Raw genomic sequence first — 24,117 nt, forward strand, 5'->3', positions numbered from 1 at the left:
ACACCATGGCACTCCTGACTTTCGACGTCCAGCACAAGCCGCGCCAGGCCTACGCCAGCATGGGTATCGTGCTGGCCCTGATGCTGGTCTTCCCCTTCGTCGCTTCCCAGTTCGGCAATTCCTGGGTGCGCATCATCGACATCGCGCTGCTGTACATCATGCTGGCCCTGGGCCTGAACATCGTGGTCGGCTTCGCCGGCCTGCTCGACCTGGGCTACATCGCCTTCTTCGCGGTGGGCGCGTATCTCGTCGGCCTGTTCTCCTCGCCGCAGTTCGCGGCGCTGCTGGAATCCGTCATCTATTATTCGCCCGCGCTGGGCGAAGCGCTGGTGGCCTTCTTCGGCCCGGAGATCCAGCAGAACGGCATCCACCTGTCGGTATGGGCAGTCGTGCCGCTGGCGGCGCTGGTGGCGGCCCTGTTCGGCGCGCTGCTGGGCGCCCCGACCCTGAAGCTGCGCGGCGACTACCTCGCCATCGTGACCCTCGGCTTCGGCGAGATCATCCGCATCTTCATGAACAACCTGAACGACCCGATCAACTTCACCAACGGGCCGCAGGGGATCAACATGATCGACCCGATCCGGGTGTTCGGGGTGTCGCTGGCGGGCGAAGCAGGCTCGCAGGCGACGGTGCAGGTCGCCGGCTTCTCGATGCCCTCGGTGAACGCCTATTACTTCCTGTTCCTGTTCCTCACCATCGCGACCATCTTCGTCACCAGCCGCCTGCAGCATTCGCGCCTGGGCCGCGCCTGGGTGGCGATCCGCGAGGACGAGATCGCGGCCAAGGCCATGGGCATCAATACCCGCAACGTCAAGCTGCTGGCCTTCGCGATGGGTGCTTCTTTTGGGGGCGTGGCCGGCGCGATGTTCGGCGCCTTCCAGGGCTTCGTGTCGCCCGAGTCCTTCTCGCTGACCGAATCGATCGCCGTGCTGGCGATGGTGGTGCTGGGCGGGATCGGCCACATCCCCGGCGTGGTGCTGGGCGGCGTGCTGCTGGCGGCGCTGCCGGAAGTGCTGCGCCACGTGGTGGAGCCGGCGCAGCAGGCGCTGTTCGGCACCGTCGTGATCGAGGCCGAGGTGCTGCGCCAGCTGCTGTACGGCCTGGCGCTGGTGCTGATCATGCTGGTGCGTCCGGCCGGGCTGTGGCCGTCGCCGAACAAGGAAGACCGCCCGAACGCCGCACTGGCACGCGAGGAAGAAGAGGAGGCCAAGGCATGAGCGAGATCATCTTGAACATCGCCGGCGTCAACAAGCGCTTCGGCGGCCTGCAGGCGCTGACCGAGGTCGGCATCCGCATCGAGCGCGGCCAGATCGTCGGCCTGATCGGCCCGAACGGCGCCGGCAAGACCACCTTCTTCAACGTGATCACCGGCCTGTACCAGCCGGACAGCGGGAGCTTCGAACTGGCCGGCAAGCCATACTCGCCTTCGGCACCGCACGAAGTGGCGAAAGCCGGCATCGCGCGCACCTTCCAGAACATTCGCCTGTTCGGCGAGATGAGCGCGCTCGAGAACGTGATGGTGGGCCGCCACGTGCGCACCCGCCAGGGCGTGTTCGGCGCCATCTTCCGCCACAAGGCGGCGCGCGAGGAAGAAGCGGCGATCCGCCGGCGCGCGCAGGAACTGCTGGATTTCGTCGGCATCGGCCAGTTTGCCCATCGCACCGCGAAATACCTGTCCTATGGCGACCAGCGCCGCCTCGAGATCGCGCGCGCGCTGGCGACCGACCCGCAGCTGCTGGCGCTGGACGAACCGGCGGCCGGCATGAACGCCACCGAGAAGCTGGCCCTGCGCGAGCTGCTGGTGAAGATCAAGAACGAAGGCAAGACCGTGCTGCTGATCGAGCACGACGTCAAGCTGATGATGGGCCTGTGCGACCGCATCACGGTGCTCGAGTACGGCAAGCAGATCGCGGAAGGTCTGCCGGCCGAGATCCAGAAGAACGAGGCCGTCATCAAGGCCTATCTCGGCGGAGCGCAGCAATGAGCGACAACATCCTGAAAATCTCGGGCCTGAAGGTCGCCTACGGCGGCATCAAGGCCGTGAAGGGCCTGGACCTGGAGGTGAACAAGGGCGAGCTGGTGACCCTGATCGGCGCCAACGGCGCCGGCAAGACCACCACGCTGAAAGCCATCACCGGCACCCTCCCGCCCTGCAGGGTCGAGGGCGAGATCAGCTACCTCGGCCAGCCGCTGCGCGGCACGCCATCCTTCCGCATGGTGCAGCGCAAGCTGGCCATGGTGCCGGAAGGGCGGGGCGTGTTCACCCGCATGACCATCCACGAGAACCTCTTGATGGGCGCCTACACGCGCAATGACAAGGCGGCGATCGCCCAGGACATCGAGAAGTGGTATGCCGTGTTCCCGCGCCTGAAGGAGAGATCGAGCCAGCTGGCGGGCACCCTGTCGGGCGGGGAGCAGCAGATGCTGGCCATGGCGCGCGCGCTGATGTGCCACCCGACCCTGCTGCTGCTCGACGAGCCGTCGATGGGCCTGGCGCCTATCATGGTGGAGAAGATCTTCGAGGTGATCCGCGAGGTCTCGCGGCAGGGGATCACGATCCTGCTGGTGGAGCAGAACGCCAGGCTGGCGCTGCAGGCGGCGCACCGGGGCTATGTGATGGAGTCGGGTAGCCTGACCATGAGCGGGAATGCGGCGGACATGCTCAACGATCCGCGGGTGCAGGCGGCGTATCTGGGGGAGTGATGCCGGAGCTCCGCTAACGCAGTTAGCACGTTAACCTCAAAACCGTCGTCCCGGCGAAGGCCGGGACCCAATTTCGCCGCGTTCCACTTACAGTTTCAAGTTAGCGACGTGCTAGCAAACTTGGATTCCCGCCTACGCGGGAATGACGGTCTTTCTGCTAACGGGATTGGAGACGCCAAAGCTTGCATGCAAAAACAAAAAGCCGGGACGTCACCGTCCCGGCTTTCTTATTTGAACCAGGCGCAGCTTAGGCGGCAGCCGTCTGGGTCGCAGCAGCCGCAGTAGCGGTAGCCTTGCGAGCAGTAGCCGAAAATTGGCTCACCGCGGCGTTGACGTTGTTTTCGATCGCTTCGGCAGCCTGCTTGCTGGTCTTGCTGAACTGCTCGTAGCCGGCGTTGGCGTTGCTGATCACGGTCTTGACGGCGGCAACGAAGGTTTCCGAACCGGCCGGGGCGTTCTTGCTCACTTCGTCGACCAGGGCGATGACCTTGCGGTTGGTTTCGACGATCTGGCTTTCGGCGGCCTTCGAGAACTCGGCGCCGGTGCCGGTGGCGATGGCGGCCAGCTGGCGGTTGTACGACAGGGCTTTTTCAGCGGTCGGCTGGGCTTGCGAAGCGGTCAGCGAGAAGAATTCTTGTGGATCCTTGGCGCTCAGCAGCTGGCGGGTGACGTTGGACGACTCTTCCAGGGTGCTGCGGGCAGTGCTGATGTTCAGCTCGACCAGTTTCTCCATGCTTTCGAAGGTCTTGGCAGTCAGCGAGGACATCAGCGCGAACTGCGACTCCAGGTTGGCTTTGGTAGCATTCGAGAACTGCTCAGGGATTGCAAACATGTGGATCTCCAAATTTCAATAAGTTCAGTGGATGAAATGTTGCTTGGACCGGTGAGGCAGGTTTTATTCGCGTAGTTTCGACGAAACTCTTTTTTGTGCACCGCAACAGACCCGATTTTCAACCATGTTTTCGGGGGAGTCAAGCGAATTTGATGCAACGCACCATAATCTGTTCATAAATTTCTTGAATGCATTGATTGCAAGAAATTTCAAAGACTTAGGCTTGATTTAACGCAAGAAATGTTGAAACGGCGACAGCGCCCGGCCCGCTTTCGACAGCGTGGTAGACTCATGGCTTGTGTTTTCACCAAGTCGTTCGGAATAAGCTGCTGTGCAGCATCCATCCATGTCCTCCAGCACCAGCACCCATCCCGTCCCGTCCGCATCCTGGCTGTCGCCGGTGCCGCTGCTGTTCGTGTTCCTGTGGAGTACCGGCTTCATCGTCGCCAAGCTCGGCCTGCCATATGCGCCGCCGCTCACCTTCCTGATCCTGCGCTGCCTGGGCGTGCTGGCCGTGCTGCTGCCGGTCGTGTTCATCGTGCGCGCGCCTTGGCCGCGCGGCCAGTTGCTGCACGTCGCGGTCGCGGGATTGCTGCTGCAGGCCGGCTACCTCGGCGGCGTCTGGGCTGCCATCGAGCTCGGCATGCCGGCCGGACTGACCGCCCTCATCGTCGGCATGCAGCCTGTCCTGACGGCCGCCGCTGCGCCCCTGATCGGCGAACGGGTAAGGCCGCGCCAGTGGCTCGGCTTCGTGCTCGGCCTCTCCGGTGTGGCGCTGGTGGTACAGGCCAAGCTGCACCTGGCCGGCCTGAGCGCGGCCGGCATCGTGCTGTGCGTGTTCGCGCTGCTGTGCATCACAGCCGGCACCATGTACCAGAAACGCTGGTGTCCGGGCTTCGATTTGCGCACCGGCACCGTGATCCAGTTCGCCGCCACCGTGGTGGCGCTGCTGCCGCTGGCCATCGTGCTGGAAGGCCTGGACCTGCGCTTTTCGACAGTGACCTGGAGTGTGGAGTTCATCGCTGCCTGGCTGTGGTCGATTTTCGCGCTGTCGATCGGCGCGCTGTTTTTGCTGTTCACCCTGATCCGGCGCAGCCGCGCTACTGAAGTCACCAGCCTGATGTACCTGACGCCGCCCACCACCGCCGTCATGGCCTGGCTGCTGTTCGGCGAGTCGTTCAGCCCCCTGGCACTGGCCGGCATGGTCATCGCCGTGCTGGGTGTCGCATTCGTCGTCAAGCAAGCCAACAACAAGGAGAGCCCATGATCACCAGCCCCCAGCAGGAAGCCGTCGACGCGGCCATCACTTCGCGCCGTTCCATCCGCGCGTTTCTGGACAAGCCGGTCGAGCGGGCCGACGTCGAGCGCATCCTCGAGGTGGCCGCGCGCGCGCCGTCCGGCACCAACACCCAACCGTGGAAAGTCTATGTGCTGACGGGGCAGGCGCGCCGCGACCTGAGCGAGGCGATCCTGGCGGCGAACGCCGACCCCGAGGGGGCGCGCCGCCACACCGAGGAATATGCCTACTATCCGCGCGAATGGATCTCGCCCTACGTCGACCGCCGCCGCAAGGTGGGCTGGGACCTGTATTCGCTGCTGGGACTCACGCGCGACAACAAGGCCGGCATGGCGGCCCAGCATGCGCGCAACTACCGCTTCTTCGACGCGCCGGTCGGCCTGATCTTCACCATCGACCGCATCATGGAGCAGGGCTCCTGGCTCGACTACGGCATGTTCCTGCAAAACATCATGGTCGCCGCGCGCGGGCGCGGCCTCGACACTTGCCCGCAGGCGGCCTTCACACAGTATCACCGCGTGATTGCACAGCAGCTCGGGTTGCCGGAGAATGAAATGGTGGTGTGCGGTATGGCCCTCGGCTGGGCCGATCCGGACAAGATCGAGAACACGCTGGTGACCGAACGCGAAAAGCCGGCACAGTTCGCGCGCTTCCTGGAGTAAGCTATTGTAAATACTTGATTGCAAAGGCTTGTTCTTATTCGGTGTTGCCGCACGGATTCTAATTTTCGCTTGCGATCAGGCCTCGATCCGCTAAACTTCATCCGTACCTCATCAGTTTGCGCCGAAGGGATCCAGATGTTCAAACTTGCATTGGCTGCCATCGTTTCGCTGCTGTTTGCCTTCCAGCCTGTCCACGGGGCAGGTGCGGGCGCAGGTGCGGGCGTGGGCGCAGGTGCCGAATCCAAGTCCAAGGCCGCCAAGAAGAAGGTCGTCAAGAAGAAGCGCGCGACGGTCCGCAAGACCGTGCGCGGCAAGCGCAAGGACCTGGCCCAGGTCATCGCGGACGACAACCGCCAGCGCATGGTGCGCCGCGTGGAAATGGTGCGCGGCAAGCGCAAGGTCACCTACCAGCTGGTCCGGCGCGCCGCGCCCGCCCTTGCCATCGATCTGCGCACGGTCGGCGACGCCGCCGGCCTGCGCCGCACCACCGATCCGCTGTCGCTGCGCTCGAACGTCGCCTTCGTGCTCGACCAGAACAGCTCCGAAGTCCTGTTCGAAAAGAACGCCAACGTCGCCCTGCCGATCGCCTCCATCACCAAGCTCATGACCGGACTGGTCGTGGTGCAGGCCAAACAGGACCTCGACGAAACCCTGCGCATCACCGACGCCGACGTCGACCGCCACAAGTATTCCAGCTCGCGCCTGCCGGTGGGAACGCGCATGACGCGCCGCGAGCTGCTGCACATTGCCCTGATGAGTTCGGAAAACCGCGCCGCGTCCGCGCTCGGGCGCAACTACCCGGGTGGTATCGATGCCTTCGTGGCGGCCATGAACGCCCAGGCGCGCGCACTCGGAATGAAAGACACCCGCTTCGTCGACTCGAGCGGCCTGTCGAGCCGCAACGTGTCGAGCGCGCGCGACCTGGCGCGCCTGGTCTCCACGGCTTACCATGAGCCGCTGCTGCGCGAATATTCCACCACGCCGAACTCGGTCGTGAAGGCAAGCGGCCGCCCGATGCGCTACGCCAACACCAACTACCTGGTGGCGCTGCCCGACTGGAACATCGGCCTGCAGAAAACCGGTTTCATCAACGAAGCGGGGCGCTGCCTGGTGATGCAGGCAGCCATCCAGGGTCGCAACGTGATCATGGTGTTCCTGGATTCGAAGGGAAAGATGTCGCGCACCGCCGATGCCGGCCGGGTGCGCCGCTTCCTGGAAGCGCTGGCGCCGAGCAAGGTCGACGTGCTGACGCCGGGCACCCTGGGGGCGAACGATACGCAGATCATCAGCACCGCCACCGTGTCGGCGCCGGTGCTGCACTAGCAGTTCAGACTGCCGGAGTAGGGCGGTAGCCGAGGGTGGCGGAAATACTCGACGCGGTCTGCACCAGGTCATCCAGCCATTCTTCCTGCAGGCGGTCGGCCGGGGCCGAGATCGACAGGCCGGCCACCAGCTTGCCGCTGTCGTCATGGATGCCGGCGGCCATGCAGCGCACGCCCAGTTCCAGCTCCTCGTTGTCGCGCGCATAGCCGCGCGCCCGGACCAGGCTCAGCTCGCGCTCAAAGCGCGCCAGGTCGGTGATCGAATTCTTGTTGTGGCCCGCCAGCCCGGTGCGCGTGGCATAGGCGCGGATCGTCTTGGCGTCGTCGATCGACAGGAACAGCTTGCCGGTCGAGGTCAGGTGCAGCGGCGCCCGGCCGCCGATCGCGCGCACCACCTGCATGCCGGAGCGCTCGGAATAGGCGCGGTCGATGTAGACGATCTCGTCGCCCTGGCGCACCGACAGGTTCACGGTCTGCTGGGTTTTCTTGTGCAGGGCGCGCATGAAATCGAGCGCCGCTTCGCGCACCGACAGCCGGCTTTTCACGACGTTCCCCAGTTCCAGCAGGCGCATACCGAGGCGGTAGGTGCCCGGCTCGACCCGGTCGACGAAGCGCGTGACCACCATGTCGTTCAGGATGCGGTGGGCGGTCGAGGGATGCAGGCCGGAGACCTTCGACAATTCCTTGAGGCTCACCGGATCGGAGTACGTGGCCAGCGCATCGAGCAGGGCCATCATGCGTTCGATGACCTGGATCGACGTCTTGCCGGGTGTCGGCGCTGCCAGTTCTGAGGTTTCCATTTTCATGAGGTGCTTGGTGCGGTGCAGTATTGCCCCTTTATACCATGATGTGAAACGCGGATGCAAACCGATGGGCTTTGGTGTGCAAGGTCTTGCCGGCGGGGCATAATGATATTCCAACATTCTTTTCGAGCAAGCCATGGAACACCCGATCAGCGAGTTCAAGACCAGGCGCGGCATCGACCGCATTCTCGCAGCCTGCCGCAACACCCGCGACGGCCTGGCCTGGGCCTGGCGCAGCGAGGCTGCCTTCCGGCAGGAGGTCGTGGTGATCGCCATCGCCACCGTGGCGGCCCTGCTGCTGCCGGTGTCCGGCTTCCAGAAACTGGTCTTGGTCGGCGTGCTGATCCTGGTGCTGATCGTCGAGATCATCAACTCGGCCATCGAAGCGATCGTCGACCGCATCTCGCTCGAGCGCCATCCGCTGTCGAAGGTGGCCAAGGACATGGGCAGCGCGGCGGTCGCCCTGACCCTGCTTCTGGCAGTGGCGACCTGGGCTGTCGTCCTGTACAGTCGATTTTTCTAAGCAAATTACAAAGCTGTCGTTTGATTAATGGTCGAGTCCACTTAGACTGGCCAGCCACCCGTCGTCCACCATGGAGAAATTACGATGAGCTTACGCCTTGGCGATACCGCCCCCGATTTCGAGCAGGATTCCAGCATCGGCAAGATCCGTTTCCACGAATGGGCGGGCGATTCCTGGGTGGTGCTGTTCTCGCACCCGGCCGACTTCACCCCGGTCTGCACGACCGAGCTGGGCCTGACTGCCAAGCTGAAGCCGGAATTCGACAAGCGTAATGTCAAGGCGATCGCGCTGTCGGTGGACCCGGCCGACCAGCACCGCGACTGGATCAAGGACATCGAAGAAACCCAGCAGACCGTGGTCGGTTTCCCGATCATCGCCGACGCCGACAAATCGGTCTCTACCCTGTACGACATGATTCACCCGGAAGCCTCGGCCACCGCCACCGTGCGCTCGCTGTTCGTGATCGACCCGGCCAAGAAGGTGCGCCTGATGATCACCTACCCGATGAGCACCGGCCGCAACTTCGACGAAGTGCTGCGCGTGATCGACGCCCTGCAGCTGACCGACGGCTACACCGTGGCCACCCCGGGCAACTGGAAAGATGGCGACGACGTCATCATCCCGCTGACCGTGCAGGATCCGGCTGTCATCCAGCAGAAGTATCCGAAAGGCTATACCTCGCCGCGTCCTTACCTGCGCCTGACCCCGCAGCCGAACAAGTAATTGCCGCCATTCGTCATCGGCGGCACTGCCGCCGATGACCCCGCATAAGCAAATAAGAAACCTGTTGTTTGCCTAACTGCCGAGTCACCTTACCCTGTGCATTAACTTAGGGGTAAAGGCATGTCGACGACGTATATCATCGCGGGTTTTGCAGTAGGGCTACTGGTCGGCATGACCGGCGTGGGCGGCGGTTCACTCATGACGCCGCTGCTCACGCTGCTGTTCGGCGTCTCGCCTTCGGTCGCCGTCGGCACCGACCTGGCCTTCGCGTCCATCACCAAGGGCGTCGGCACCATCACCCATCGCTTCAACCGTACCGTCCACTGGCCTATCGTCGGCCGCCTGTGCCTGGGCGCCTTGCCGGCCGCGCTGGTGGCGACCCTGGCGCTGAAACATTTCGGCGGACTCGACGCCGAAATCGGCCAGCTCATCCGCTATTCGATCGCCGTCTCCGTGATGCTGACCGTGGTCGCGCTGCTGTTCCGCGCCCGCATGCTGGCCTGGGTCAACGCCAGGCCGGGACGCCAGCTGCAGGGCAGGGCGCTCACCACGGCCACCGTCGTCTCGGGTGCGGTGCTGGGCGTGCTCGTCACCGTGTCCTCGATCGGGGCGGGCGCGATCGGCGCCACCTTGCTGGTCATGCTCTATCCGCGCCTCACGCCGGCCGAAGTGGCCGGCACCGACATCGCCTATGCCGTGCCGCTGACCGCGATCGCCGCGGTCGGTCACTGGTGGCTGGGTTCGATCGACTGGATGCTGCTGCTGACCCTGCTCATCGGCTCGGTGCCGGGCATTACCCTTGGTGCCATGGCGGCGCGCAAGGTGCCGGAGCGCGTGCTGCGCGGCCTGCTCGCAACCACGTTGACCGGCGTGGCGGCCAAGCTGGTTTTCTGATTTCTTTGCTACTGCCTAATAGCCGAAACCGTCTATACAAATGAGGAAAGTTTCGTTTGTAATATAAGGGCTGCGTGCGATTATGGTATCCCGTTAGAAGAATTCGTTATAAGGGCTTCCATGCAAACCATAGCGCCACGCAGATCTCCGGGCCGGGTCATCCCCGGTTTTGGCATCTCGCTCGGCTTCACGATTTTCTACCTCGCACTGATCGTCCTGATCCCGCTGTCGGCCGTCTTCCTGAAGACCTTCACGATGAGCTGGGACGCGTTCTGGACCGCCGTCACTTCCGAGCGCGTGGTCGCATCCTACAAGCTCAGCTTCGGCGCCTCGCTGCTGGCCGCCTTCATCAACGTGATCTTCGGCGGCATCGTGGCCTGGGTGCTGGTGCGCTACACCTTCCCGGGCAAGCGCATCATCGACGCCCTGGTCGACCTGCCCTTCGCCCTGCCCACGGCGGTGGCCGGCATCACGCTGACCGCCCTGTACTCGCACAATGGCCTGATCGGCGAACAGCTGGCCAAGTTCGGCATCAAGGTGGCCTTCACCCCGCTCGGCGTGCTGGTGGCGCTGACCTTCATCGGCCTGCCCTTCGTGGTGCGCACGGTGCAGCCGGTGCTGGAAGAAGCCGAGCGCGAGCTGGAAGAAGCCGCCGCCAGCCTGGGCGCCTCGCCGCTGCAGACCTTCTGGCGCGTGGTGCTGCCGGCGATCGTGCCGGCGCTGCTGACCGGCTTCGCGCTGGCCTTCGCGCGCGCCACCGGCGAATACGGCTCGGTGATCTTCATCGCGGGCAACCTGCCGATGGTGTCCGAGATCACGCCGCTGTTCATCATCACCAAACTCGAGCAGTACGACTACGCGGGCGCCACGGCGATCGCGGTGGTCATGCTGGTCATCTCCTTCATCCTGCTGCTGACGATTAACCTGCTGCAGGCATGGACCCGCAAACGGGCAGGCAAGAAATGAGCGCAGTCCTCGACAACATCCAGCCGGCGCCAAAGACCGCCGCCCCCGTGCGCCGTTCGAAGAACAACGTGCTGGAGCCGGACTGGGTCCGCTACCTGCTGATCGCGGCGGCCCTGGCCTTCCTGACCCTGTTCCTGTTCGTGCCGCTGGCGGCCGTGTTCCATGAGGCGCTCAAGCGCGGCTGGGACGTCTACCTCGAATCGATCCGCGACCCGGACGCGCTGTCGGCCATCAAGCTCACCCTCATCGCCGCCGGTATCTCGGTGCCGCTGAACCTGGTGTTCGGCGTCGCCGCCGCCTGGGCCATCGCCAAGTTCGAATTCCGCGGCAAGAGCATCCTCTTGACGCTGATCGACCTGCCGTTCTCGGTGTCGCCGGTGATCGCCGGCCTGATCTACGTACTGCTGTTCGGCGCCCAGGGCTGGTTCGGCGAATGGCTGGCGGAACACGACATCAAGATCCTGTTCGCGGTGCCGGGGATCGTGCTGGCGACCATCTTCATTACCTTCCCCTTCGTCGCACGCGAGCTGATTCCGCTGATGCAGCAGCAGGGCACCGAAGAGGAAGAGGCGGCGCTGGTGCTGGGGGCCTCGGGCTGGTCGACCTTCTGGCGCGTGACGATCCCGAACATCAAGTGGGGCCTGCTGTACGGCGTGATCCTGTGCAACGCGCGCGCCATGGGCGAGTTCGGCGCGGTGTCGGTGGTGTCGGGCCACATCCGCGGCGAGACCAACACCATGCCGCTGCAGGTCGAGATTCTCTACAACGAATACAACTTCACGGCCGCGTTCGCGATCGCATCGCTGCTGGCGCTGCTCGCGCTGGTCACGCTGGCGGTGAAGAGTTTTATCGAATGGCGCCTGCACCAGGCCAAGAAGGCAGCCGCAGACGAACGTAACATGGAGCACGCAGCATGACCATCGAAGTCCAGCATATCCGCAAACAGTTCGGCCAGTTCACCGCGCTCGACGACGTCTCGCTCCAGTTCCCGGACGGGCAGCTGACCGCCTTGCTCGGCCCTTCCGGCTGTGGCAAGACGACCCTGTTGCGCGTCATCGCAGGCCTGGAACACCCCGATTCGGGCGCCGTGCTGCTCGACGGCCAGGACGCTTCGCACCGCCACGTGCGCGAGCGCCAGGTCGGCTTCGTGTTCCAGCACTATGCGCTGTTCAAGCACATGACCGTGTTCGAGAACGTCGCCTTCGGCCTGCGCGTCAAGCCGCGCAAGGAGCGCCCGTCCGAGCAGCAGATCCGCGACAAGGTGCGCCAACTGCTCGAACTCGTGCAGCTCGACTGGATCGCCGACCGCTACCCGCCCCAGCTCTCGGGCGGCCAGCGCCAGCGGATTGCATTGGCCCGCGCCTTGGCGGTGGAGCCGCGCGTCCTGCTGCTCGACGAACCCTTCGGCGCACTGGATGCCAAGGTGCGCAAGGAACTGCGGCGCTGGCTGCGCCGCCTGCACGACGACCTGCACGTGACCTCGATCTTCGTCACCCACGACCAGGAAGAAGCGCTGGAAGTGGCCGACCAGGTGGTCTTGATGAACAAGGGCCGCATCGAGCAGCTCGGCACGCCCGACGCCGTGTACAACAAGCCGGCGTCGCCCTTCGTCTACGGCTTCCTGGGTAACGTGAATCTGTTCCACGGCCGCGTGCACGAAGGCGTGCTGGCCAGCGGCGACGTGCAGTTCCAGGCGCCCGAACATGCGGCTGTGCGCAACGGCGAAGGCATCGGCTACGTGCGTCCGCACGAGCTCGACGTCGAACGCTATACGCCGGGTGCCGACGGCGTGGTCGCGAAGCTGCGCCGCGCCCATGCGATCGGCCCGCTGGCCCAGCTCGACCTGGAACGTGCCGACAACCAGCAGCTGATCGAGGCCGTGATCCCGAACGAGCTGTTCTCGCGCCAGGGCTTCAAGGAAGGCGAGACCCTGGTGGTCAGGCCGCGCCGCATCGAAGTCTTCGTGGACGCGGGAGAGGGCATATGAACTTCCAGCAGCTGCGTTCCGTGCGCGAGGCCGCACGCCGCGACTTCAACCTGACCGAGGTGGCCAATGCGCTGTTCACCTCGCAGCCCGGCGTGTCGCGCCAGATCCGCGAGCTCGAGGAAGAGCTCGGGGTCGAGATCTTCGAGCGCAACGGCAAGCGCCTGACCGGCCTGACGCCGCCGGGCAAGGGCATCCTCAAGATCGTCGAGAAGCTGCTGGTGGAAGCCGAGAACCTGCAGCAGGCCAGCCGCGAATTCGCGGCCCAGGACAGCGGCACCCTGACGGTGGCCGTCACCCACACCCAGGCGCGCTATGCACTGCCGCAGGTGGTGCAGTCCTTCCGCAACGCCTTCCCGGGCGTGCGCATCGCCCTGCAGCAGAGCGCGCCGGAACACATCGCCGAATGGGTCCTGTCGGGCAAGGCCGACATCGGCATCGCGACCGAGGGCCTGTCGGCCTTCCCGGACCTGGTGTCCTTCCCATGCTACCGCTGGAGCCACCTGATCGTGGCGCCGGAAGGACATCCGATCTTTACCTCGGCCACGCCGCTGCGGCTGGAAGACCTGGCCGAGTATCCGCTCATCACCTACGACGTCGGCTTCACCGGCCGCAGCCACATCGATGCGGCTTTCGTCGAAGCGGGCCTGGCGCCGGACATCGTGCTCACCGCGATGGACTCGGACGTCATCAAGCAGTACGTGGCGCTGGGGATGGGCGTGGGGATCGTGGCCTCGATGGCCTTCGATCATGGACGCGACAAGGGGATGCGGGCGATCGAAGCCTCGCACCTGTTCGCGCCGAACGTGACGCGGCTCGCCGTGCGCAAGGGCTCGTACCTGCGCGCGTATGCCTATCACTTCATCGAGCGCTTTGCCCAAGGGTATACGCGGGCGGATATCGAGCAGGCCTTGCAGGCGGCGGAGTGAGCGCCGCTACCACTCACTCCCCAGGATTCCTCCTTCAGCGGCGCAGTGCGGCCGCGCAATCGCGGATCAGCGCCGGGCCGGCATAAATGAAGCCGGTGTAGAGCTGCACCAGCTGGGCGCCGGCGGCGATCTTGGCGCGCGCATCCTCGCCGCGCATGATGCCGCCGACGCCGATGATCGGCAGCGCGTCGCCCAGCTCGGCCTTCAACAGGCGGATCACGGTGTTCGACAGCTCGAACACGGGCGCGCCCGACAGGCCGCCCGCTTCCTCGCCGTGCTGCATGCCCTGTACGGCGGTGCGGCTGAGCGTGGTGTTGGTGGCGATCACCCCGTCGATCTTGTGGCGCAGCAGGGCGCCGGCGATGTTGCGTACCTGGTCGCCGTCGATGTCCGGGGCGATCTTCAGCGCTACCGGCACATAGCGCTTGTGCTGGTCGGCCAGCCGCAGCTGCTCTTCCTTCAACTGCGCCAGCAGGGCGTCGAGCTCCGACTCCCCTTGGAGCTGGCGCAGGTTCTTGGTATTCGGCGACGAGATGTTGACCGTCACGTAGCTGGCGTAGGGATAGACCTTGCGCAGGCAGTGCAGGTAGTCGTCGGCGGCGCGCTCGATCGGGGTGTCGGCGTTCTTGCCGATGTTCAGGCCCAGCACGCCCTGCTTGTCCTGGTAGAAGCGCGAGGCCTGCACGTTGGCGACGAAGGCGTCCACGCCGCCGTTGTTGAAGCCCATGCGGTTGATGATGCCCTGCGCCTGCGGCAGGCGGAAGATGCGCGGCTTCGGGTTGCCGCCCTGGGGGCGCGGCGTCACGGTACCGATCTCGATCGAGCCGAAGCCGAGCGAGGCCAGGCCGTCGATGTAGGCGCCGTCCTTGTCGAGACCAGCGGCCAGGCCGACCGGGTTCGGGAAGGTGATGCCCATGACCGTGCGCGGGTCCGGTGCGGGCCGGCTCGCCAGCTTCGTCAGGCCGAGTGCGGCGGCGCGGCGCAGCAGCGGCAGGGCGAGGTTATGGGCTTGCTCGGCATCGAGCGAGAACAGCAGCGGGCGGGCGAGGGAGTACAGGAGCTTGTCGGACATGGGGGACTCGTAATAAGGACTCCCGCCATTTTACAGCGCCGCGAGAACGCGGCGGCCCTCAGCGCTCCAGCACGCTCCAGACGCCCTTGACACGCGCTTCCAGCGGGCGGAAGTTGATCTTGTAGGCCATCTTTGGGCTCTGCTCGATCCAGTAGCCGAGGTAGACGTACTGGAGGCCGAGTTCGCGCGCCTGGTTTACCTGCCACATCACGTTGTAGGTGCCGAAGGAGGCACCCGCCACGTCCGGATCGAAGAAGGTGTAGACCGAGGACAGGCCGTCGGACAGCACGTCGATGATCGAGACCATGCGCAGCAGGCCGTCGGGTTCGCGGAACTCGACCAGGCGGGTGTTCACGCGGCTCTGCAGCAGGAACTGGGCGTACTGGTCGCGGCTGTCCTGGTCCATGCCGCCGCCGACGTGGCGGGTGGTCTGGTAGCGCAGGTAGAGCGCGTAGTGCTCGTCCGAGAAGGCGAGGTTGGCCACCATCGCGACCAGGTCGCCATGGCGCTTCCAGGCGCGGCGCTGGGTGCGGCTGGGCGTGAAGTCTTCGCACTTGACCCGCACCGGGATGCAGGCCTGGCAGCCGTCGCAATAGGGGCGGTAGGTAAAGATGCCGCTGCGGCGGAAACCGTTGCGCACCAGCTCGGAATACACGTCGGCATTGATGAGGTGCGAAGGAGTCGCCACCTGCGAACGGGCCTGGCGGGCGTCGAGGTAACTGCAGGGATAGGGCGCCGTCGTGTAGAACTGCAGCGTGGCGAAGGGCAGGTCATTTAAGTGCGTCATGCAAAAAGCTCTCGAGACGACGTGATTGGACCTATTCTAACGAATTCGAAGGGCCACCACTGTTAGCCAGTCAACGGAGTCACCGGCGCCCAGCGGGGGATGGCCGGCTCGCGGATGGCCTGGCGCAGGTGCGCCAGGAAGGCGCTGCGCGGAATCGGCGAGGCGCCCAGCGAAGCCAGGTGGCCGGTCTCCTGCTGGCAGTCGATCATCTGCACGCCCTGGCTGCGCAGGAAGGCGACCAGGTAGGCCAGCGCCACCTTGGATGCGTCCGTCACCCGTGCGAACATCGATTCGCCGTAGAACATGCGGCCGATGCAGACGCCGTAGGCGCCGCCCACCAGCTCGCCCTCGTGCCAGACCTCGGCCGAGTGGGCATAGCCCATCGCGTGCAGGCCGGTATAGCCGTCGATGATGTCTTCCGAGATCCAGGTGCCCGGCCCGTCCTTGCGCGGTGCGGCGCAGGCACGCATCACGGCTTCGAAGACCGTGTCGAAGCGCACGTCCCACGGACCACCCTCGAGGCGGCTGCGCTCGACGCGGCGCAGGGTTTTCCGGAGGCTGTCGCTGATCTTGAAGCGCTCGGGGCGCAGCACCATGCGCGGGTCGGTGCTCCACCACAGGATGGGCTGGCCTTCGGAGAACCAGGGGAAGATGCCGTTCTGGTAAGCCAGCAGCAGGCGCTGGGGCGACAGGTCGGCGCCGGCCGCGAGCAGGCCGGGAGCGTCGATCGTCAGCGCCTCGGATACGTCGGGGAAGGGCGATGTCGGCTCGAGCCAGGGAATCATGGCGGCTTCTATCGAATCAGTCGGGTTCGCGGGGAGCCAGCATCGGGCGCACGATGTCCCGGCTATGGAAACCGTAGCTGCCGCCCTCGCGCACTTTGACGCGGTCGGCAAAGAAGAGTTCCAGCGTCGTACGTACCGTTGGGAAAGCCAGTTCGTCCCAGGGGATCTCGTTCTGCGTGAACAGCTGCACTTCCAGGCTTTCTTCGCCAGGGGCGAAGTCGAGCGTGCGCAGCCGCGCCAGGTAGAACAGGTGGACTTGGTGCACGTGGGCGACGTTGAGCAGGGTGAACAGGTTGCCGAGCTCGACGTCGGCGCCGGCTTCCTCCTCGGTTTCACGCACGGCGGCCTGCTCGGTGGTTTCCTCGTTTTCCATGAAGCCGGCCGGCAGCGTCCAGTAGCCGTAGCGCGGCTCGATCGCGCGCTTGCACAGCAGTACCTGCAGTTTGCCGTCCTGTTCCCAGACGGGGATCGAGCCGATGACCAGCTTGGGATTCTGGTAGTGGATGGTGTGGCAGTGCGGACAAACGTAGCGCGGCCGGTTGTCGCCTTCGGGGATCGACAGGGCGACGGGATGGGCGCACTCGGAACAGAATTTCATAGGTCGGCGGCAGGTTGATATTGTGCTTACTTTACACTGATTTCCTCGCCTTTGGCCGCCGCCGGCGCGCTGCGGTGGCCCTGGGGCAGGATTGCATTTGCCTAAAAGACCGTATGAGCGTATAATTCATTTCATCAGACGCGGGGTGGAGCAGTCTGGCAGCTCGTCGGGCTCATAACCCGAAGGTCACAGGTTCAAATCCTGTCCCCGCAACCAGAATTCGAAGCCGTTGATTCGCAAGGATCAACGGCTTTTTCAATTCCAGCCCCGTTTTCCTTCCCATACGACGCAGGTCAAACCGGACGCATCCGCACGGAATGTTGTCGAGCCAGCCTTGTCCAACTGCGAACCATGGGGGGACCACATGATCAACGTAGACGACATCAACGACGCCTGGGGCTGGGTCGGCTTGACCGCTGTCGAAGTCCTTGGGTCCAATGCATTCGGCAACCTCATCATCCGCGACGACGAAGGGCGCTACTGGCGGCTGCGGCCGCAAGACCTGTGCTGCGAGCCGGTGGCCGACAGCCGCGCCGCGCTCGACGCATTGGCCTACAACCAGGATTTCCTGAACGACTGGTACATGCCGGAAGTCGTGCACCTGGCGGAATCCACCCTGGGCCCGCTGGCCGAGGGGCGCAAGTATTGCCTCAAGATTCCGAGCGCGCTGGGCGGTCACTACGGGCGCGACAACCTGGCCACGGTGCCGCTGCCGGAACTGATCCGTTTTTCAGGGGAGAGTGCGCAGCAGTTCGATGACCTGCCGCGCTGGAACTGACACTACTCGCTCAGGCTGGCCCACAGGTAGGCAGCCGCCATCGTGCGGTGCGGCGCATAGCGTTCCAGCAGGCGCTGCGTGGCCGGAATGTCCGGACGTGCCTCGCCGCCCAGCAGGCGGTGGAAGGCGGTGCGGATGGCCACGTCGCCTTCCAGCGAACAGTCGGGGTAGCCGTAGCCGCGCAGCAGGGCGTAGTTGACGGTCCAGGGGCCGATGCCCTTCACGGCCAGTAATTCCTGCACGACCTCGGCCACCGGGCGTTCGCGGTCGAGCACGACGCTGCCGTCGACCACCAGTTGCGCCAGGCGCAGCAGGGTCTCGGCTTTCGAGCGCGAGAATTTTCGGCTGCACAGGTCTTCCAGGGCCAGCCGGGCGACGTCACCTGCCTCCGGATAGCACCACAGGCCGCTCGCATGCGCACGGCCGGCCAGCTGGATGAAGGTCCGGCGCAGCGCGATCGCGAAAGGCAGGTTGATCTGCTGGCCGATGATGGCCCAGGTCAGGGCTTCGAACACGGTGGCGGACTGGACGATGCGCAGGCCGGGCTGGCGCGCCACCACCGGACCCAGCGCGGGATCGGTGCGCGCGAAGGCTTCGAATGGGGCCGGGTCGATGCGCAGGCCGAGGATGTTGAGCAGCGCATCGCGGGCGCGCACCAGCAGCTCCGGCGTCAGCGCCCCGTCGGCGTCGACCGTGCAGCGCGCGGCGGCAGGCTCGAACGCGACTTCCAGCAGCACCGGCACGCCCTCGAGCAGCACGCCCTTGCGCAGGCCGCCGGGCATCACTTGCTCCGCGACGCCTTCGGCATCCCGGCTGTGGAAAGCCAGCACGTCCTGCGTGCGGTAGCCTGGAGGCAGGTCGAGCGCGATCCCGGAGCGCATCATTTGGCCTGCGCGAGCGGCGCACGCAGGAAGGAGGGCACGAAACCGGTCACCAGGGCAGTCCCGACCAGCACGATGGCCGAGCCGAGCAGCGTATGCCAGCCGATCACCTCATGCAGGAAGAGCGCGCCCCACAGGATGCCGAACATCGGGTTCAGGAAGGTCACCGTGAGCGCCGAGGTGGTGCCGACTTCCTCGATCAGCTTGAAGTAGAGGATGTAGGCGATGCCGCTGCACAGCACGCCCAGCGCCAGCACCGCCGCCATGATGCCCACGGTCGGTTCGCCCGGCGCGGGGAAGAAGGCCAGGGCCGGGATCACGCACAGCGTCGCCGCCCACATCGAGCCGTGCGCATTCGCGAAGGGTGCCACCGACCTGGCCGATTTGGCGTACTGGCTGGCGACGCTGTAGCTGAAGGCCGCCACCAGCGCCGCACCGATGGCGAGGGCCGCGCCGGGACGCTCGGACACGTGGTCGAAGCCGACCAGCAGGCTCACGCCGACCGTGCCCAGCACCAGGCCGAGCGCTGCGCGGCCCGATACCATATGGCGCGCCCACACGGCGCCGACCAGGGCCCCGAACATCGGCGCGGTGGCGTTCAGCACCGAGAGCACCGAGGCCGACAGCGTGCGCGCCGCGAAGGCGAACAGCAGGAAGGGCAAGGCCGAATTGAAGAAGCCCAGGATCAGGTAGTGCTTCCAGTGCTGGCGCAGGTCGAGCGGCGTGCCTTTGCCCCGGCGCCGCATGACCCAGGCGACGGCGGCCAGGAACAGGGCTGCGAACAGCACCCGGTATTCGATCAGCACGGCGGGGCCGAGCACCGGCGCGGCGATGCGCATGAAGAGAAAGGAGCCGCCCCAGATGGCGGCCAGCACCACCAGGCGCAGCATGTTTGCGGTATTCATCGGGCTCGTGCGGGATCAAAGGGTCGATTGTGGCGGCACGGCGCACGGGGCGCCATCCGGTTCTTGCTGCCGCGCGGCGGCATGCGGCACCAGCAGCCCGGCCGGCACGCCGTTCTTCACGGCCGTCATTTCGGCCATGATCGAGATCGCGATCTCGGCCGGGGTCTTGCTGCCGATGTAGATGCCCACCGGGCCATGCAGGCGCGCCAGCTGGGCATCACCGAGGTCGAACAGCTTGAGGCGTTCGCGGCGCTTCTCGTTGTTCAGGCGCGAGCCGATCGCGCCGACGTAGAAGGCCTCGGACTTGAGCGCTTCCATCAGCGCCAGGTCGTCCAGCTTGGGATCGTGGGTGAGGGCGACGACCGCGCTGCGCGCATCCAGGCGCGCCTCGATCACCAGGTCGTCGGGCATGGCGTGCACCAGCTCCACGCCAGGCAGGTTCCAGCCGCTGCGGTATTCCTCGCGCGGGTCGCACACGACGACGCGGTAATCCATGCCGCTCGCCACCTGGGCCAGGAAGCGCGACAGCGGGCCGGCGCCGATGATGAACAGGCGCCAGCGCGGGCCGTGGATGGTGGCGAGCACGCCGTCTTCCACGCGCTGCACGGCGCCGGCATCGGCGCGCGCCAGGCTGACCGCGCCGGTCGCCAGCGCCACGCGGCGCTCCACCAGTTCGCCCTCGCCCAGGCGCTTCAGCAGTTCGCCGATGCGGCTGTCCTGCGACAGCGGCTCGATGGCCAGTTCGATGGTGCCGCCGCAGGGCAGGCCGAAGCGGTGCGCCTCGTCGGCGCTGATGCCGTAGCTGACGATCCCGGGACGCGCCAGTTCGATGCCGTTGGCGCGCACCTTGTCGACCAGGTCGTCCTCGATGCAGCCGCCCGAGACCGAACCGACCACGCTGCCGTCCTCGCAGATGGCCAGGGTCGCGCCGATCGGGCGCGGGCTCGAGCCCCAGGTCTTGATGACGGTCACCAGCTGGCAGCGGCGGCCCGCGGCGAGCCAGGCCTCGCAGGTCTTCAGTACGTCGAGGTCGATGCTGTCCATGATGCCTGCTGCTGTGGTGGTCGAGAGGGCAATGATACAAAAAACAGGCCAGGCTTGCCGGAGGAGGGCAGAAACGATCGCGGACGCACGAGGCGTCCGCGATCGGTGGGTAAGGCTTCTGTAGGGTGGGCGGGTTACCCGCCCACGCGGTGATTGCTAACGGCTCCGCTCCCGCGCCGAATGATCTCGCTGCAAACTATCACCGCGTGGGCGGCAAAGCCGCCCACCCTACGGCGTCAGCGGCTTGTTGGCCGACTTCTTCGCCTTGATCTCGGCCACCGCCTTGTCGATGCTCGCCATGCGCTGGGGCAGCGCGGGATGGTTGGCCATGTGGCCGTTCAGGACCGTCGCCGGATAGGTCTCGGCAAAGCGTTTCCAGAACCCGGCCACCCCTTCGATGCGGTAGTCGGCCCGCGCCAGCAGGTAGACCGCGAGGCGGTCGGCCGAGCTGTCGAGCGTGGCCGGCATCGCCTTGATGCCGCCGCTGCCGATCAGCATCGAGGTATCCGGCGAGATCCGGGTGAGGTTGTCGATGATGCTGCCGATGGTGGCCGCGTTGCGCTGGCTGGCGGCGTGGCCCAGCATGTTGTGCGCCATGGTGTGCGCCACCACGTAGGCCAGTTCGTCGTCGCTCTGCACGAAGCCCATCATGCCGCGCGTGACCATCACGCGCTGGCCGTCGGCGTAGGCATTGACGTTGTCGGCGTTGCCCAGTTCGATGCCGAAGGCGCAGGCGCGGGTCACCGGGATGGTCAGGTCGAGTTGCGAACCGCGGCGCTCGATCGTCAGCGGCAGGCTGGCCTGCTTTGCGACGATGGGGCCGAACACGGCGCCGGCCCGGGACAGCGCACCAGCACCGGTCGGCAGCGGCTTGTTGGCGGCGGCCACCAGTTCGTCGCCGTTGCGCAGGCCGGCCTTGGCGGCGCCGCTGCCGGCCAGCACATTGGTCACCTGCAGGCGCTCGCCCATGCCGAGCACCATGTGCGCGGCATCGTTGTAGCTGCCCGGATAGGTGTGGCGGTTCTTGGCGGTGAAGCCGAGCAGGTTGCGCGCGTGGCGTGTGCACAGTTCCGCATTGTCGATGAGGAGGGGCGCGGACACCTTGTACAGGCGGTCCTGCAGCGTCGCCATCCGGGTGAGGGTCTCGGCCGCAGCCGTCATCTCCGGTGTCACTTGCGGGGTCTGCGGCGCCGCCTGTCCCGGTGGGAACGATTGGCCCGGCTGCATCGGTCCCTGCGTGGCGCAGGCCGACAGCAATGCTGCAATAGCGATTCCTAGCGCAGTCTGACGCAAACGATGAATGCGGATCATGCTCCTCCTTCTTCCTTTCTTCTTTATTGTTTGCCGGTGCTGCCGAACCCTCCGGCGCCCCGTTCGCTCGATGCGAACTCCTCCACCACATTGAAGCCCACCTGCAGCACGGGCACGATCACGAGCTGGGCGAGCCGATCCAGCGGCTGCAGCGTGAACGTGGCATGGCCGCGGTTCCAGGTCGAGACCATCAGCTGGCCCTGGTAGTCGGAGTCGATCAAGCCTACCAGATTGCCGAGAACGATGCCGTTCTTATGGCCGAGTCCACTGCGCGGCAGGATCATGGCCGCATAGCCCGGATCGCCGATGTGGATCGCCAGGCCGGTCGGCACCAGCACGGTCTGGCCGGGTTCGATGACCAGGGGCGCGTCGATGCAGGCACGCAGGTCCAGGCCGGCGCTGCCGGGCGTGCCGTAGGCCGGCAGCAGCTCCTTCATGCGCGGGTCGAGGATTTTGAGATCGATGTTCTTCATGCTGTTCTGCTATTCAGGTAAGTAGCGAGCGCCGTTCGAGGCGCTTCGCGATTTCGGACACCAGCTGGCGTGCCAGGCTCAGTTTGTCGGCGCGTGGCAGCACGGTATGGCCGTTGTCGTCGAACAGGATGATGGTGTTCTCATCCTGCCCGAAAGTCTGTGGCCCGATATTGCCCACCAACAGGGGAATGCCTTTTTTCTCGCGCTTGGCCGGACCGTAGGCCATCAGGTTCTCGGATTCGGCCGCGAAGCCCACGCAGTAGGGCCAGCCGGACAGCGTAGTGGTCGCGGCGACGGTGGCCAGGATGTCGGCGTTCTGCACGAATTCCAGCTGGGGCGCGCCGCCGTCATCGAGCTTCTTGAGCTTCTGGTCGCTGGCATTCGCCACGCGCCAGTCGGCCACCGCGGCCACGCCGATGAAGACGTGCTGGCCTTCGATGCCGGCCATGACGACGTCGTGCATCTGCTGGGCGGTGAGCACATCGATGCGGCGCACCCCGTGCGGGGTCGGCAGCGAGGTCGGGCCGGTGACCAGGGTGACTTCGGCGCCGGCTTCGCGCGCGGCGCGCGCCACGGCGTAGCCCATCTTGCCCGAGGAGAGGTTGGTGATGCCGCGCACCGGGTCGATCGGCTCGAAGGTAGGCCCGGCCGTGATCAGCACGCGGCGCCCGGCCAGCAGCTTGTGCTGGAAGGAAGCGATCAGTTCTTCGACCAGTTCTTCCGGCTCGAGCATGCGGCCCAGGCCGGTCTCGCCGCAGGCCTGGGAACCGGCTGCGGGGCCGAACAGGCACACACCGTCGTCGCGGATCTGGGCCACGTTGCGCGCGGTCGCCGGGTTTTCCCACATCTCGACGTTCATCGCCGGCGCCACCAGCAGCGGCACCCGGCGCGGGCGCGCCACGCACAGGGTCGACAGCAGGTCGTCGCAGGCGCCGTGCGCCAGCTTGCGGATGAAGTCGGCCGAGCAGGGCGCGACCAGGATCGCGTCGGCCTCGCGCGTGAGGTCGATGTGGGCCATGTTGTTGGCCATGCGCGGGTCCCACTGGTCGGTGTAGACCGGCTTGCCGGACAGGGCCTGCATGGTGACCGTGCCGATGAAGTGGGTGGCCGCCTCGGTCATCACCACCTGCACGCTGGCGCCTTCCTTGGTCAGCGCACGGCACAGTTCCGCCGCCTTGTAGCAGGCCACGCCGCCGGTCAGGCCGAGGACGATCTTCTTCCCCTTCAGGTCCATGCTCATGATGCCTCCAGATGCGTTCAGGACGACTTGTTTACACGGCGCAGCTCGTCGACGACGAACAGCACGGCGCCGATCGAGATGCCGATGTCGGCGATGTTAAACGCCGGGAAGTGGCCGATGCCGGTCCAGTAGAAATCGAGGAAATCGATCACGTGACCATGCACCACACGGTCGATGCCGTTGCCGATGGCGCCCGCCATGATCAGGCCTAGCGCGAAGCAGAACAGGCGCTGGCTGGCGTTCTTCTTCATCATGTACAGGCAGAAGCCCACCGCGCCGATCGCGATCGCGAGGAAGAAGTAGCGCTGCCAGCCGCTGGCGTCGCCCAGGAAGCTGAAGGCCGCGCCCGGGTTGTAGACCTTGATCAGGTTGAAGAAGCCCGTGATCGGCAGCCGCTCGCCATAAGCAAAGGTGCGCTCGACGGTGAGCTTGGTGACCTGGTCGAGCAGCACGATGATCAGGGAAAGGCCGAGCCACGGGAACAGGCTGGCGGAGCTCTTGTAGACGGGCTTGGCGCCCGGCGATGCGGTTTTCTTTTTGGTGGCCATGGTAGAGGAAGTGGTACCCGTCATGCCGCGTTCGCGGCATGACGGTAAAACCCGCAA

General features: G+C 65.6%; 27 protein-coding genes and 1 tRNA gene. 15 read left to right on the top strand and 13 right to left on the bottom strand.

The window, feature by feature from the left end:
• Positions 1-5: 5 nt before the first annotated feature.
• Genes ACSQ25_RS05020 through ACSQ25_RS05030 form a run of 3 tightly spaced genes read left to right on the top strand, consistent with a single transcriptional unit; the run spans position 6 to position 2,703 of the window.
• On the top strand, positions 6-1,217 hold the full coding sequence (locus tag ACSQ25_RS05020; protein ID WP_436104610.1) for an ABC transporter permease subunit: 1,212 nt from the start codon (positions 6-8) through the stop codon (positions 1,215-1,217).
• Positions 1,214-1,984: an ABC transporter ATP-binding protein gene (locus ACSQ25_RS05025; protein ID WP_436104611.1), complete on the top strand. Its 771-nt coding sequence runs from the start codon at positions 1,214-1,216 to the stop codon at positions 1,982-1,984. The genes ACSQ25_RS05020 and ACSQ25_RS05025 overlap by 4 nt, the downstream gene beginning before the upstream one ends.
• On the top strand, positions 1,981-2,703 hold the full coding sequence (locus tag ACSQ25_RS05030) for an ABC transporter ATP-binding protein (protein ID WP_436104612.1): 723 nt from the start codon (positions 1,981-1,983) through the stop codon (positions 2,701-2,703). The genes ACSQ25_RS05025 and ACSQ25_RS05030 overlap by 4 nt, the downstream gene beginning before the upstream one ends.
• A 247-nt stretch (positions 2,704-2,950) precedes the next feature.
• On the opposite strand, the gene phaP is transcribed toward ACSQ25_RS05030, so the two are convergent.
• The gene (gene phaP, locus ACSQ25_RS05035) at positions 2,951-3,535 is read right to left on the bottom strand and encodes a TIGR01841 family phasin (protein ID WP_436104613.1); all 585 of its coding nucleotides are present in this window, start codon (positions 3,533-3,535) and stop codon (positions 2,951-2,953) included.
• A 346-nt stretch (positions 3,536-3,881) separates the two neighbouring features.
• Between phaP and ACSQ25_RS05040 the strand changes: the two genes are divergently transcribed.
• The 3 genes from ACSQ25_RS05040 to ACSQ25_RS05050 all read left to right on the top strand — a co-directional run bounded on the left by ACSQ25_RS05040 (position 3,882) and on the right by ACSQ25_RS05050 (position 6,817).
• The gene (locus ACSQ25_RS05040; protein WP_436104614.1) at positions 3,882-4,802 is read left to right on the top strand and encodes a DMT family transporter; all 921 of its coding nucleotides are present in this window, start codon (positions 3,882-3,884) and stop codon (positions 4,800-4,802) included.
• Positions 4,799-5,494, top strand: a complete 696-nt coding sequence (locus ACSQ25_RS05045; protein WP_436104615.1) for a nitroreductase — start codon at positions 4,799-4,801, stop codon at positions 5,492-5,494. Before ACSQ25_RS05040 ends, ACSQ25_RS05045 begins: the two co-directional genes overlap by 4 nt.
• 135 nt (positions 5,495-5,629) lie before the next feature.
• Positions 5,630-6,817, top strand: coding sequence for a serine hydrolase (locus ACSQ25_RS05050; protein ID WP_436104616.1), 1,188 nt, complete (start codon positions 5,630-5,632; stop codon positions 6,815-6,817).
• Positions 6,818-6,821: 4 nt separating this feature from the next.
• Here ACSQ25_RS05050 and ACSQ25_RS05055 read toward each other — a convergent pair whose 3' ends face one another.
• Positions 6,822-7,622, bottom strand: a complete 801-nt coding sequence (locus ACSQ25_RS05055) for an IclR family transcriptional regulator (protein WP_436104617.1) — start codon at positions 7,620-7,622, stop codon at positions 6,822-6,824.
• A 133-nt stretch (positions 7,623-7,755) separates the two neighbouring features.
• Between ACSQ25_RS05055 and ACSQ25_RS05060 the strand changes: the two genes are divergently transcribed.
• The 7 genes from ACSQ25_RS05060 to ACSQ25_RS05090 all read left to right on the top strand — a co-directional run bounded on the left by ACSQ25_RS05060 (position 7,756) and on the right by ACSQ25_RS05090 (position 13,638).
• A complete protein-coding gene (locus ACSQ25_RS05060) occupies positions 7,756-8,142 on the top strand; it encodes a diacylglycerol kinase (protein ID WP_436104618.1) in 387 nt (128 codons plus the stop codon).
• An 84-nt stretch (positions 8,143-8,226) separates the two neighbouring features.
• The gene (locus ACSQ25_RS05065; protein WP_436104619.1) at positions 8,227-8,865 is read left to right on the top strand and encodes a peroxiredoxin; all 639 of its coding nucleotides are present in this window, start codon (positions 8,227-8,229) and stop codon (positions 8,863-8,865) included.
• A 120-nt stretch (positions 8,866-8,985) separates the two neighbouring features.
• Positions 8,986-9,759: a sulfite exporter TauE/SafE family protein gene (locus ACSQ25_RS05070; RefSeq protein ID WP_436104620.1), complete on the top strand. Its 774-nt coding sequence runs from the start codon at positions 8,986-8,988 to the stop codon at positions 9,757-9,759.
• 120 nt (positions 9,760-9,879) lie between these two features.
• Positions 9,880-10,725, top strand: a complete 846-nt coding sequence (gene cysT, locus ACSQ25_RS05075; RefSeq protein ID WP_436104621.1) for a sulfate ABC transporter permease subunit CysT — start codon at positions 9,880-9,882, stop codon at positions 10,723-10,725.
• Positions 10,722-11,642 (top strand): sulfate ABC transporter permease subunit CysW, encoded by a 921-nt coding sequence (gene cysW, locus ACSQ25_RS05080; protein WP_436104622.1) that lies wholly within the window; start codon positions 10,722-10,724, stop codon positions 11,640-11,642. The genes cysT and cysW overlap by 4 nt, the downstream gene beginning before the upstream one ends.
• Complete coding sequence (locus ACSQ25_RS05085; protein WP_436104623.1) at positions 11,639-12,712, top strand: sulfate/molybdate ABC transporter ATP-binding protein; 1,074 nt, start codon at positions 11,639-11,641, stop codon at positions 12,710-12,712. The genes cysW and ACSQ25_RS05085 overlap by 4 nt, the downstream gene beginning before the upstream one ends.
• Positions 12,709-13,638, top strand: coding sequence for a CysB family HTH-type transcriptional regulator (locus ACSQ25_RS05090; RefSeq protein WP_436104624.1), 930 nt, complete (start codon positions 12,709-12,711; stop codon positions 13,636-13,638). Before ACSQ25_RS05085 ends, ACSQ25_RS05090 begins: the two co-directional genes overlap by 4 nt.
• Before the next feature lie 34 nt (positions 13,639-13,672).
• Here ACSQ25_RS05090 and ACSQ25_RS05095 read toward each other — a convergent pair whose 3' ends face one another.
• The 4 genes from ACSQ25_RS05095 to ACSQ25_RS05110 form a co-directional block, all read right to left on the bottom strand.
• Complete coding sequence (locus tag ACSQ25_RS05095) at positions 13,673-14,710, bottom strand: quinone-dependent dihydroorotate dehydrogenase (protein WP_436104625.1); 1,038 nt, start codon at positions 14,708-14,710, stop codon at positions 13,673-13,675.
• Between the two features lie 58 nt (positions 14,711-14,768).
• On the bottom strand, positions 14,769-15,497 hold the full coding sequence (locus ACSQ25_RS05100; protein WP_436104626.1) for an arginyltransferase: 729 nt from the start codon (positions 15,495-15,497) through the stop codon (positions 14,769-14,771).
• A gap of 62 nt (positions 15,498-15,559) precedes the next feature.
• Entirely contained in the window at positions 15,560-16,282 is a 723-nt protein-coding gene (gene aat / locus ACSQ25_RS05105; RefSeq protein ID WP_436104627.1) for a leucyl/phenylalanyl-tRNA--protein transferase, read from the bottom strand.
• 16 nt (positions 16,283-16,298) lie between these two features.
• Positions 16,299-16,880, bottom strand: a complete 582-nt coding sequence (locus ACSQ25_RS05110; RefSeq protein ID WP_436104628.1) for an NUDIX hydrolase — start codon at positions 16,878-16,880, stop codon at positions 16,299-16,301.
• Positions 16,881-17,019: 139 nt separating this feature from the next.
• Between ACSQ25_RS05110 and ACSQ25_RS05115 the strand changes: the two genes are divergently transcribed.
• Positions 17,020-17,096, top strand: a tRNA-Met gene (locus ACSQ25_RS05115).
• 148 nt (positions 17,097-17,244) lie between these two features.
• Positions 17,245-17,658 (top strand): T6SS immunity protein Tdi1 domain-containing protein, encoded by a 414-nt coding sequence (locus tag ACSQ25_RS05120; protein WP_369093767.1) that lies wholly within the window; start codon positions 17,245-17,247, stop codon positions 17,656-17,658.
• A 2-nt stretch (positions 17,659-17,660) separates the two neighbouring features.
• Here ACSQ25_RS05120 and ACSQ25_RS05125 read toward each other — a convergent pair whose 3' ends face one another.
• From ACSQ25_RS05125 to lspA, 7 genes are all read right to left on the bottom strand, one after another.
• Positions 17,661-18,542 (bottom strand): DNA-3-methyladenine glycosylase family protein, encoded by an 882-nt coding sequence (locus tag ACSQ25_RS05125; protein ID WP_436104629.1) that lies wholly within the window; start codon positions 18,540-18,542, stop codon positions 17,661-17,663.
• Complete coding sequence (locus ACSQ25_RS05130; protein ID WP_436104630.1) at positions 18,539-19,444, bottom strand: DMT family transporter; 906 nt, start codon at positions 19,442-19,444, stop codon at positions 18,539-18,541. Before ACSQ25_RS05130 ends, ACSQ25_RS05125 begins: the two co-directional genes overlap by 4 nt.
• Positions 19,445-19,459: 15 nt before the next feature.
• Positions 19,460-20,488, bottom strand: coding sequence for an XdhC family protein (locus ACSQ25_RS05135; protein ID WP_436104631.1), 1,029 nt, complete (start codon positions 20,486-20,488; stop codon positions 19,460-19,462).
• Positions 20,489-20,716: 228 nt separating this feature from the next.
• Positions 20,717-21,715 (bottom strand): M48 family metalloprotease, encoded by a 999-nt coding sequence (locus ACSQ25_RS05140; RefSeq protein ID WP_436104632.1) that lies wholly within the window; start codon positions 21,713-21,715, stop codon positions 20,717-20,719.
• A 107-nt stretch (positions 21,716-21,822) separates the two neighbouring features.
• Complete coding sequence (dut, locus tag ACSQ25_RS05145) at positions 21,823-22,272, bottom strand: dUTP diphosphatase (protein ID WP_436104633.1); 450 nt, start codon at positions 22,270-22,272, stop codon at positions 21,823-21,825.
• 13 nt (positions 22,273-22,285) lie between these two features.
• Positions 22,286-23,506 carry a bifunctional phosphopantothenoylcysteine decarboxylase/phosphopantothenate--cysteine ligase CoaBC gene (coaBC, locus tag ACSQ25_RS05150; protein ID WP_436108024.1) on the bottom strand — a complete coding sequence of 407 codons (1,221 nt, stop codon included), beginning with the start codon at positions 23,504-23,506 and terminating at the stop codon, positions 22,286-22,288.
• Positions 23,507-23,529: 23 nt separating this feature from the next.
• Positions 23,530-24,060 carry a signal peptidase II gene (lspA, locus tag ACSQ25_RS05155; protein ID WP_436108025.1) on the bottom strand — a complete coding sequence of 177 codons (531 nt, stop codon included), beginning with the start codon at positions 24,058-24,060 and terminating at the stop codon, positions 23,530-23,532.
• Positions 24,061-24,117: the final 57 nt, after the last annotated feature.

This window comes from Massilia sp. LjRoot122 (genome assembly GCF_964252725.1).
Taxonomy (GTDB): domain Bacteria; phylum Pseudomonadota; class Gammaproteobacteria; order Burkholderiales; family Burkholderiaceae_D; genus Telluria.

What these genes read in the sequence shown, in the direction of transcription:
- ACSQ25_RS05020 (WP_436104610.1), top strand. Translation starts at nt 6, where the DNA reads ATGGCACTCCTGACTTTCGACGTCCAGCACAAGCCGCGCCAGGCCTAC.
- ACSQ25_RS05025 (WP_436104611.1), top strand. Translation starts at nt 1,214, where the DNA reads ATGAGCGAGATCATCTTGAACATCGCCGGCGTCAACAAGCGCTTCGGC.
- ACSQ25_RS05030 (WP_436104612.1), top strand. Translation starts at nt 1,981, where the DNA reads ATGAGCGACAACATCCTGAAAATCTCGGGCCTGAAGGTCGCCTACGGC.
- phaP (WP_436104613.1), bottom strand. Translation starts at nt 3,535, where the DNA reads ATGTTTGCAATCCCTGAGCAGTTCTCGAATGCTACCAAAGCCAACCTG.
- ACSQ25_RS05040 (WP_436104614.1), top strand. Translation starts at nt 3,882, where the DNA reads ATGTCCTCCAGCACCAGCACCCATCCCGTCCCGTCCGCATCCTGGCTG.
- ACSQ25_RS05045 (WP_436104615.1), top strand. Translation starts at nt 4,799, where the DNA reads ATGATCACCAGCCCCCAGCAGGAAGCCGTCGACGCGGCCATCACTTCG.
- ACSQ25_RS05050 (WP_436104616.1), top strand. Translation starts at nt 5,630, where the DNA reads ATGTTCAAACTTGCATTGGCTGCCATCGTTTCGCTGCTGTTTGCCTTC.
- ACSQ25_RS05055 (WP_436104617.1), bottom strand. Translation starts at nt 7,622, where the DNA reads ATGAAAATGGAAACCTCAGAACTGGCAGCGCCGACACCCGGCAAGACG.
- ACSQ25_RS05060 (WP_436104618.1), top strand. Translation starts at nt 7,756, where the DNA reads ATGGAACACCCGATCAGCGAGTTCAAGACCAGGCGCGGCATCGACCGC.
- ACSQ25_RS05065 (WP_436104619.1), top strand. Translation starts at nt 8,227, where the DNA reads ATGAGCTTACGCCTTGGCGATACCGCCCCCGATTTCGAGCAGGATTCC.
- ACSQ25_RS05070 (WP_436104620.1), top strand. Translation starts at nt 8,986, where the DNA reads ATGTCGACGACGTATATCATCGCGGGTTTTGCAGTAGGGCTACTGGTC.
- cysT (WP_436104621.1), top strand. Translation starts at nt 9,880, where the DNA reads ATGCAAACCATAGCGCCACGCAGATCTCCGGGCCGGGTCATCCCCGGT.
- cysW (WP_436104622.1), top strand. Translation starts at nt 10,722, where the DNA reads ATGAGCGCAGTCCTCGACAACATCCAGCCGGCGCCAAAGACCGCCGCC.
- ACSQ25_RS05085 (WP_436104623.1), top strand. Translation starts at nt 11,639, where the DNA reads ATGACCATCGAAGTCCAGCATATCCGCAAACAGTTCGGCCAGTTCACC.
- ACSQ25_RS05090 (WP_436104624.1), top strand. Translation starts at nt 12,709, where the DNA reads ATGAACTTCCAGCAGCTGCGTTCCGTGCGCGAGGCCGCACGCCGCGAC.
- ACSQ25_RS05095 (WP_436104625.1), bottom strand. Translation starts at nt 14,710, where the DNA reads ATGTCCGACAAGCTCCTGTACTCCCTCGCCCGCCCGCTGCTGTTCTCG.
- ACSQ25_RS05100 (WP_436104626.1), bottom strand. Translation starts at nt 15,497, where the DNA reads ATGACGCACTTAAATGACCTGCCCTTCGCCACGCTGCAGTTCTACACG.
- aat (WP_436104627.1), bottom strand. Translation starts at nt 16,282, where the DNA reads ATGATTCCCTGGCTCGAGCCGACATCGCCCTTCCCCGACGTATCCGAG.
- ACSQ25_RS05110 (WP_436104628.1), bottom strand. Translation starts at nt 16,880, where the DNA reads ATGAAATTCTGTTCCGAGTGCGCCCATCCCGTCGCCCTGTCGATCCCC.
- ACSQ25_RS05120 (WP_369093767.1), top strand. Translation starts at nt 17,245, where the DNA reads ATGATCAACGTAGACGACATCAACGACGCCTGGGGCTGGGTCGGCTTG.
- ACSQ25_RS05125 (WP_436104629.1), bottom strand. Translation starts at nt 18,542, where the DNA reads ATGATGCGCTCCGGGATCGCGCTCGACCTGCCTCCAGGCTACCGCACG.
- ACSQ25_RS05130 (WP_436104630.1), bottom strand. Translation starts at nt 19,444, where the DNA reads ATGAATACCGCAAACATGCTGCGCCTGGTGGTGCTGGCCGCCATCTGG.
- ACSQ25_RS05135 (WP_436104631.1), bottom strand. Translation starts at nt 20,488, where the DNA reads ATGGACAGCATCGACCTCGACGTACTGAAGACCTGCGAGGCCTGGCTC.
- ACSQ25_RS05140 (WP_436104632.1), bottom strand. Translation starts at nt 21,715, where the DNA reads ATGCAGCCGGGCCAATCGTTCCCACCGGGACAGGCGGCGCCGCAGACC.
- dut (WP_436104633.1), bottom strand. Translation starts at nt 22,272, where the DNA reads ATGAAGAACATCGATCTCAAAATCCTCGACCCGCGCATGAAGGAGCTG.
- coaBC (WP_436108024.1), bottom strand. Translation starts at nt 23,506, where the DNA reads ATGGACCTGAAGGGGAAGAAGATCGTCCTCGGCCTGACCGGCGGCGTG.
- lspA (WP_436108025.1), bottom strand. Translation starts at nt 24,060, where the DNA reads ATGGCCACCAAAAAGAAAACCGCATCGCCGGGCGCCAAGCCCGTCTAC.